The organism is Pseudomonas sp. FH4 (genome assembly GCF_000510915.2).
Lineage (GTDB): Bacteria > Pseudomonadota > Gammaproteobacteria > Pseudomonadales > Pseudomonadaceae > Aquipseudomonas > Aquipseudomonas brenneri.
On the sequence record NZ_AOHN01000059.1, the window covers coordinates 22704 to 29152 of the forward strand.

The 6449-nt window shown below is 56.8% G+C and carries 9 protein-coding genes and 1 pseudogene; 2 read left to right on the plus strand and 8 right to left on the minus strand.

The features are described from left to right. Positions 1 to 3: 3 nt before the first annotated feature. The 5 genes from H097_RS26785 to H097_RS26805 all read right to left on the minus strand — a co-directional run bounded on the left by H097_RS26785 (position 4) and on the right by H097_RS26805 (position 4198). The gene (locus tag H097_RS26785; protein ID WP_032863635.1) at positions 4 to 2802 is read right to left on the minus strand and encodes a toprim domain-containing protein; all 2799 of its coding nucleotides are present in this window, start codon (positions 2800 to 2802) and stop codon (positions 4 to 6) included. Positions 2803 to 2805: 3 nt separating this feature from the next. After that, positions 2806 to 3039 (minus strand): hypothetical protein, encoded by a 234-nt coding sequence (locus H097_RS26790; RefSeq protein ID WP_032863637.1) that lies wholly within the window; start codon positions 3037 to 3039, stop codon positions 2806 to 2808. 75 nt (positions 3040 to 3114) lie between these two features. Then, the gene (locus H097_RS26795) at positions 3115 to 3480 is read right to left on the minus strand and encodes a hypothetical protein (RefSeq protein ID WP_032863639.1); all 366 of its coding nucleotides are present in this window, start codon (positions 3478 to 3480) and stop codon (positions 3115 to 3117) included. Then, entirely contained in the window at positions 3477 to 3956 is a 480-nt protein-coding gene (locus H097_RS26800) for a YmfL family putative regulatory protein (protein WP_272487648.1), read from the minus strand. The genes H097_RS26795 and H097_RS26800 overlap by 4 nt, the downstream gene beginning before the upstream one ends. A gap of 29 nt (positions 3957 to 3985) precedes the next feature. Next, positions 3986 to 4198 (minus strand): hypothetical protein, encoded by a 213-nt coding sequence (locus H097_RS26805; RefSeq protein ID WP_032863642.1) that lies wholly within the window; start codon positions 4196 to 4198, stop codon positions 3986 to 3988. Between the two features lie 141 nt (positions 4199 to 4339). Between H097_RS26805 and H097_RS26810 the strand changes: the two genes are divergently transcribed. Beyond that, positions 4340 to 4633 (plus strand): helix-turn-helix transcriptional regulator, encoded by a 294-nt coding sequence (locus tag H097_RS26810; protein ID WP_050593458.1) that lies wholly within the window; start codon positions 4340 to 4342, stop codon positions 4631 to 4633. A 75-nt stretch (positions 4634 to 4708) separates the two neighbouring features. Beyond that, complete coding sequence (locus H097_RS26815; RefSeq protein WP_032863646.1) at positions 4709 to 4894, plus strand: hypothetical protein; 186 nt, start codon at positions 4709 to 4711, stop codon at positions 4892 to 4894. A 38-nt stretch (positions 4895 to 4932) separates the two neighbouring features. On the opposite strand, the gene H097_RS28080 is transcribed toward H097_RS26815, so the two are convergent. The 3 genes and pseudogenes from H097_RS28080 to H097_RS28980 all read right to left on the minus strand — a co-directional run. Continuing rightward, positions 4933 to 5190 carry an ogr/Delta-like zinc finger family protein gene (locus H097_RS28080; RefSeq protein WP_082445680.1) on the minus strand — a complete coding sequence of 86 codons (258 nt, stop codon included), beginning with the start codon at positions 5188 to 5190 and terminating at the stop codon, positions 4933 to 4935. Between the two features lie 74 nt (positions 5191 to 5264). After that, positions 5265 to 6149 (minus strand): phage portal protein, encoded by an 885-nt coding sequence (locus H097_RS26820; protein WP_241495446.1) that lies wholly within the window; start codon positions 6147 to 6149, stop codon positions 5265 to 5267. Next, positions 6046 to 6449: pseudogene (locus H097_RS28980) on the minus strand (terminase); the annotation flags it as partial. The pseudogene H097_RS28980 and the gene H097_RS26820, both read right to left, overlap by 104 nt.

A 6449-nucleotide genomic window follows, 5' to 3' on the forward strand; every position in this document is an offset into this window, starting at 1 on the left:
CCTTTACGCCTTGAATGTCCAGCACTTCACTGTCGTCGGCCGGGGTTGTGAACAGGGATTTCGGCTGTTGAACGCAGCACGTACAGCGCTGTGAACGGCCTTGTTGCTATCCAGAAACTTGTGGGAGCGGGATTCTTTGAGCAGGTCGCGCAACGTGGCCACGTCGGCCAACTTCTGTTTGTGTTCGGCGGCGCGCTCGCAGAATTCATTGAGGTTGATTGCGATCACGGTCGGATCGCTGCTGTGGTCAACCACAGGATCCTCACTCAAGGACTCGAGGTAGTCGTAAACCTCCCAAAACTCGGCTACGGCAGCATGGTCGGAGCTGATCGAGGCTTGGCGTTCGATGGCCATCCGTACGATCTGTCGCTGAGTGGCGGCCACCTGGGGATCACTGAGTTTCAGAACGAGGCGAAGGCCGTCCAGTAGAGAGAGCATTTGCGCGTGGTTTTTGCTGATTCGCTCAACACGGATGTATCCGCGCAGGTCGTAACCGCAGCTGCTGCAGTTGCCCTGATCGCTGGCATACGCGGCACAGCAGGCAAAGCAATGGGTGTGTAGTCGGCGCAGCTTTGCTTCGTGTTCGGGCATGCGCTGAGCGAATAACTCAAGCACCGCGGACTCTTTACCCACGGCCCGCAATAGGAAGTGGCTGAGGGTGCCACCATCCAGTGCGTTCAACTGATCAGCTGCAGCACGGCTTTCCGGCGTGACGGTCGGGCGCACAAAATGCAGCTTCACAATCCGCGTCATGATCGCTTCGTGGGCAACCACGGCAGCGTTCTGGCTGATAGCAATAGTTCCCCTGAATGGCGGCTCGTACGTCTCGTTACCTGCCGTCTTGACTCCTTTCGTGGCCAGGGTGCCGCCGCCGAAGAAGTCTTTCAGCTCGTCCCATTCAAAGGTCTTAGCGTGCGCTCGATCGTCGCTGTGGCGATCAGCTTCCAGGAATACCACCGGCATGCCGGAGACCTGGCCCATTAAACGAGAACGCCCGGCCTTAGTAGATTTCATAGGGTCAAATCCTTCGTAGCCTTCGCGGCCGAGTAGTTTCCAGAGGAGGTTCAACAGGGTTGTTTTGCCGGCGCCGGCTTCACCAGTGGCTTCCAGGAATGGGAACGACTGGTAGCGAGCGCGGATCTGTTCGCAGAACAGCGAGCCGAAAAAGAACACCAGGGCGACGAATCCCTGGGCACCGAAGCAGGTCCACAGCAACTGCACCCACTTCTCGTCGAAGCCCTTTGCTTCGCGTTGCAGCTTGATGGGGACGCCTTTCTGCAGCGTCTTAAGGCGCAGCTTGCCGAACTCGAAATAGTCTTCGCTGTTGACCTTGTAGGTGGTGCCGTCCTTGATCGCGATATCGCCATATACGTAGCAGGCGTATTCCTTGCTGTAGCCCACGTAGTCGATGGTTGAAACGGTTTTGATACCGAACAGTTGGTCCTTCATGAGCTTGTCGAGCTGCTGGCCACTGCCGGTAAACATTGCACCCGCTGCCATGCCGAGAAGCCGCTTTTTGAATTCGCTTGCGGCCGACAGCTGGCCGCTGGTGAAGGTGTTTTTCACGCTTTCGGAGTCGTGTGGGAAGTCCACGCGCAGGTAGTACCAGGATTCGTCCGTTACCTCGTTACGCTGGAAGTACAGGGCTTGTGGGTAGCAGTTGGCAATCTCCACAACACTGCCCGACTGCTGCAGCGCCTTTTCGCGTTGTTGCGCCTGGTTGAGCAACTGGTCGTCGTGGTTCTCGCTGTCCTCGATGTCGGACATGGCTCGGTTGAACTTCTCCATGTCCAACTTGAACCAATACAGACGGCTACCAAAGCCCAGGTGAAATTCACCTCGCTTGTTCCAGTCGTACATGAGCAACGCTTTTTCCGCTGCGCTTTCTGCTAGCAGCAAGGCTCCCTGGTGACGGGCTTGCTTGAGGTCGGTAGCGATCTGGTCGGCACGCTTGGTATCGTCCTGGATGAAGGTCCACCGCTGATGTAGGTCGTTCCAATCAGCCTTGCGGCCGTCGCGTTGGGGGATTTGTGCAGACTCGCAGACGAAACCTAGGGCTCGGGCTTCGCGCACCCAGCGCCGGGTGTATGCGTTGGCGCTGGGTTCGTTATCAAGCGCCCAAACCAGCTTGGGCAGCTTCAATCCCTCGCGGGCCTTAATCAGGGCCTTGAGCGAATCGCCAGGGAACGCATTGGAAGACATGGCCGAGACAGCTGCGATGTCGTTATGCACCAGGGCGATGGCGTCGAAGATCCCTTCGACAATCCAGATTTCCTTGGCCTCAAGAAGGTCTACGCAAGGCGGGCACCACCAGACGCCGCGATAACTGTCCTTGGATTTAAAGCGGGCTTTCATCTTGCCGAAGCGGTGGGGCTGATCAATCAGGCGTTCCCACCAGCCGCCTTTCTCCAGTGCGAAGCGCACAGTGGCGCTGCCGGCGTTGTGTTCAGCAGAGTAGAAGGTTTCCTGGGTGAACCAGCCTTGGATCAGCTCAAACCGAAAGCCCCGGGCGAACTCCAGGTAAGCGCGTGCCGTCGCGTTGGGGTGCTGGTCTGTTGCCGGCGCTCGCTTGCTCCAATCTTCAAACAGATCGTCGTACAGCTCTTTTACGTGCAGGGTGTGGCCACACTTCTCAGGGCGACCACAAATCACCATCCAGGGCGTATCAAACCGGGAATACAGCTCTTTCTTTTTGCACTTGGGGCAGGTGCCGCCGCGCATGTAGTCGGTGCCCACGCGGTGCTTGAGCCCGAAGTCAGATTGGAGGCGCTGCAGCACGTCGTGGCGAAGATCTTCTTTCATGGGTTACTTCACTGCTTTAAGGCTGTGGGACAGGGCTGCCATAAGGCGTTTTTGCGCAGCCATTACCGGGACGTGGGCGAGAATTGCGCCGTGGCGCTGGCCGTCTGCAACAAGGCGAAACTGGTCGGCGTACCAATGCTCGTTGAGGCTCAAGCGATACTGTTCGCGCAGGGCCGCCAATAACGCTTCGGCCTCTGCGGGGGGCAGTTGAGTGGTGACAATTACGGCGTTTGCCATCTTTAAACCTCGTTTTCGGGCGCAGCTCACCCATACCCACGGGATGTGGGACCGGCGATTGATTGGGGGCGGGTGTTACGGGTTCGTGGAGCGCAAACGCACGTTGTCAGGGGCGTTCAAGATGCGTTCGTAGATCAGGCTGACGGGTACGGACCAGCACAGTCCCTTGATCGGATCCTTGATCACCACAACGGTGTCACTGCTGTAATCCAGATCAAGGCGCTGGCGGAAGGCAATTTCCACCAGCTCGATGTGGGCAAGCGAAGTCAATTTGATTGCAAGCGATTCCGCCACGTCGAAGCTGCTCACCAGGTGATTGATGGTGCGGTTGAAAAGCGCAGATAGGTCGCCCAGGTGTTCAGCTTGATGGCGCTCAAGGAAGGCCAGTGCAGCGTTTTGCATGCATTCCTGATAGTCCAGGGTATTGGTCTGAGCGTTCATATGGTTTTCCCCGACTTGGCGCGGTAGAGGTCGATGGCGGCATAGACTTCGGCAGTCCGTGCAGCCAAGTGCAGGGTGTGAGCGTTCTGTATTGCCTGGGCCTCGGCCTCGGTAATCACGCCATCATCAAGCGCCTGAGCAATGATCTGATCGACCGTTCCCCGTTTGGCGGCACTCTGTACAGATCGTGCGTACATCTCCACGTTATCCAGGTTCTCGGGGCTGGTGACAGGAACGAACATGCCGCCGTACATTGCCGCCACGTAGTTGGCCAAGTGTTGGGTGCCGGTAACTTGCTCCAGTTGGAAGATCTGGGAGTCTGTCAAAGGACGGCAGTTGTTGTTCTCATAGGCGTGGTTATCAAACTTTTTGAGTGGTAAACCGATTCGGGCGGCAGCGCATTCGCGTCCCCCTTCAAAGGTGCAAATAATTGCACTGACTACTTCACGGCGTGTTTTTAGAACCTGACTATCCATCTTCTGCTGTTCCCTCAATACGCTGACCATTACTGTGCGATCACGCCGTCTTTGATGCCGAGCAACACGGCGGCGCGATGTGCCTCACCACGTCGGCACAGGCTTTGGCCGCTCAAGACCGCATAGACGGTGCTGGGGTTCAGTTGATGTTGGCTGGCGAAGTCTTTGGCTGACTGGCCCCGTTTTTCTAATGCTTCCCGTGCTTCTTTACGGGCTTGCTCGGTAACGCTTGAGTTCGGCATAGTGCAGATCCGTGCAATTTCATGTGGTGTGAGATGCACAATGATGCACTTAAGTGCACTTGTAAATAGTAAGGATGAAAAAAAGTGCATCTTTCTGAAGAGATCGGTTCCCGGCTGCAAGAAGAACGGAAGCGATGCGGCATGACACAGAACCAGGTCGCGGAAGCGCTGGGGATTGCGAAACGAACACAAGCGAACTATGAGGCCGGATCCAGTGACGCCACGGCCTCGTACCTGAGTAAGGTCGCTGCTCAATTCGATTTTGATGTGCCTTACATCCTCACTGGGCGACGTAGTACGTTGGCGCTGGATTCGTTGAATGAGGTTGAAGACAGCATCGTTCAGCAGTACCGAAGCATCCCTTCGGATGATCAAAGAGCCATTCGGCGATTTGTTAAGGCCATGGCAGACGAGGCTGTCAAAGGATCGAATTGAACTAGCGGTATCTGCCTGGCCATCGGCTTGCCCCCATATCACTGCATCAGCAATGCATTTTATGGAGTGGTAAGCATGTTGGATCGCAAGAACGCCGATGGTGGTTACGTTGAAATGGCTGCATCTGCGCGGCATGAGCTTTCGCAAATTGAAGTGCGCCTGATTGGCTGCTATCGCCAGTTGAGCAAACGTGATCAAGAGCAATTGCGCAGGCTGACCGAAGCCTTGGTAAGTAACCCTGATCAGTCCGTCGAAAATTGATTTCTGATCCGCCGGCGCAGCGATGTCGGCGGCCTCCATCATCCGATGGCCTGCGATCCAAGCTGTTCAAAAAGCTCACGCTGTTGAGCCCTTGGCATGTCTCTCAAGCGATCTATCAGCATCCTGTCAAAGGTCTGTGCAGACGGGCTGAGTGTGTGGGAAAACGTCAGGTTTGCGACCCAACTGTGTCCACACTTGGCATCCAGGCATTGGCAGTAGAGTTTTGCGAACTCTGTTGATAGTACTTCCCGAGAGGCTATCCGGCCTTTGTGACCACACTTGCAAGTTACTCTCATACTCCCTCCCCAGGATGCACCAAATTGCCACTATCTTCGCACGTGGTGCAGTATTTTTCTCTGCTTGTAATCGGTTAAGCAGCGATTTCCCCTGCGTTATCTGGATTTTTCCAGGCGATATGTCGGTCCTGCCGAAGCGTGTCATTCAACTGGTTGAACAACTGACAGATGGGCCGGATCTCGTTGCTGGTGTACACGCGATCGATCTTCTCAATGTCCCCAAACCCGCCACTGTTTTCCGGGATGATCCCGGCCAGGGCAGGGTTCATACGCCAGGCAGCAATAACGTCGTTACGGGTGATGTTCTTTACCTTCTCCAACTCGTCCTTGGCCTGGAAGTCCCCCACGGGGATGATCTGGATCGCGTTTTCCTTACCGTTAGGGATGTTGACGAACATCGAGCGGAAGTTGCCCACGCCCTTGCTGGCGCTGATCTGGGCGCGCAGGTTCTCTTCGTCTTCCTCGGTCAAGTCGGGGTCGTTGGTGTAGAAGATGTAGCCCGCGTGCGCGCCGTTGCTGTAGTAGCGCCGGCGGAACAGGGTCGCGGCTTCATTGAGCAACAGCGCCTGCAGGCCGCCCAGGTAGTCGGGCACGCCGTAGATGTTCTGTTCCACGTCGTAGTCCAGGACGTGCTCGATCTCGTCCTGGTCGAAGTCCATGTATTTGTTGTCGGGTAGCAGCATCCTGAAACCGCCGTCTACTTTCACCCGCATGTTGATCGCCGGTAGGTGCTGCATCTCCAGGACATGGCCAAAGGCGTTGCTGTCGCGGTAGAAATACGCCTCCCCGAACACCATGTAGTCCAGGCCCGCCCGGCCCATGGTTTGCGTGCTGCAGCCATCGGACGGGATGAATTCACGCAACAGCAAGTTGCGCTTGAACTTGGGGATTGCGCCGTGGTGTGCGTTGGCGCGTAGCAGCTTGGCGAGGCCCGCCCGGGATACCGGCGGTTTGTAGATCTCGCCGTCGTCGCTGGGAAATACGCCCAGGTACTCGCCGATGTTGCCGGACAGCACTTGTTCCGGCTCCCCGAAGGTGAACGCCCGCATGGGCTGTGGCTGTTGCACCTGCTGGTTGGCTCGGGGTTTTCTGCGTCGTTGCTTGGGCATGGTTTCCGCTCGTGACGTAGCGGCTACGGCGCCGCTTGTTGGTGTTCAGGGGTTCATTGGCCAGGGCGTGCATCACGGCCCAGGCAATATCGGCGTGGCCGGTGGCGTCGGTGCGCGAAGCGCTGTAGGTGACCTGGCCGCTGGTGGTGG

Bases quoted from the DNA above. Each gene is read 5' to 3' on its own strand.
- H097_RS26785 (WP_032863635.1), bottom strand. From the start codon at position 2,802: ATGAAAGAAGATCTTCGCCACGACGTGCTGCAGCGCCTCCAATCTGAC.
- H097_RS26790 (WP_032863637.1), bottom strand. From the start codon at position 3,039: ATGGCAAACGCCGTAATTGTCACCACTCAACTGCCCCCCGCAGAGGCC.
- H097_RS26795 (WP_032863639.1), bottom strand. From the start codon at position 3,480: ATGAACGCTCAGACCAATACCCTGGACTATCAGGAATGCATGCAAAAC.
- H097_RS26800 (WP_272487648.1), bottom strand. From the start codon at position 3,956: ATGGATAGTCAGGTTCTAAAAACACGCCGTGAAGTAGTCAGTGCAATT.
- H097_RS26805 (WP_032863642.1), bottom strand. From the start codon at position 4,198: ATGCCGAACTCAAGCGTTACCGAGCAAGCCCGTAAAGAAGCACGGGAA.
- H097_RS26810 (WP_050593458.1), top strand. From the start codon at position 4,340: ATGACACAGAACCAGGTCGCGGAAGCGCTGGGGATTGCGAAACGAACA.
- H097_RS26815 (WP_032863646.1), top strand. From the start codon at position 4,709: ATGTTGGATCGCAAGAACGCCGATGGTGGTTACGTTGAAATGGCTGCA.
- H097_RS28080 (WP_082445680.1), bottom strand. From the start codon at position 5,190: ATGAGAGTAACTTGCAAGTGTGGTCACAAAGGCCGGATAGCCTCTCGG.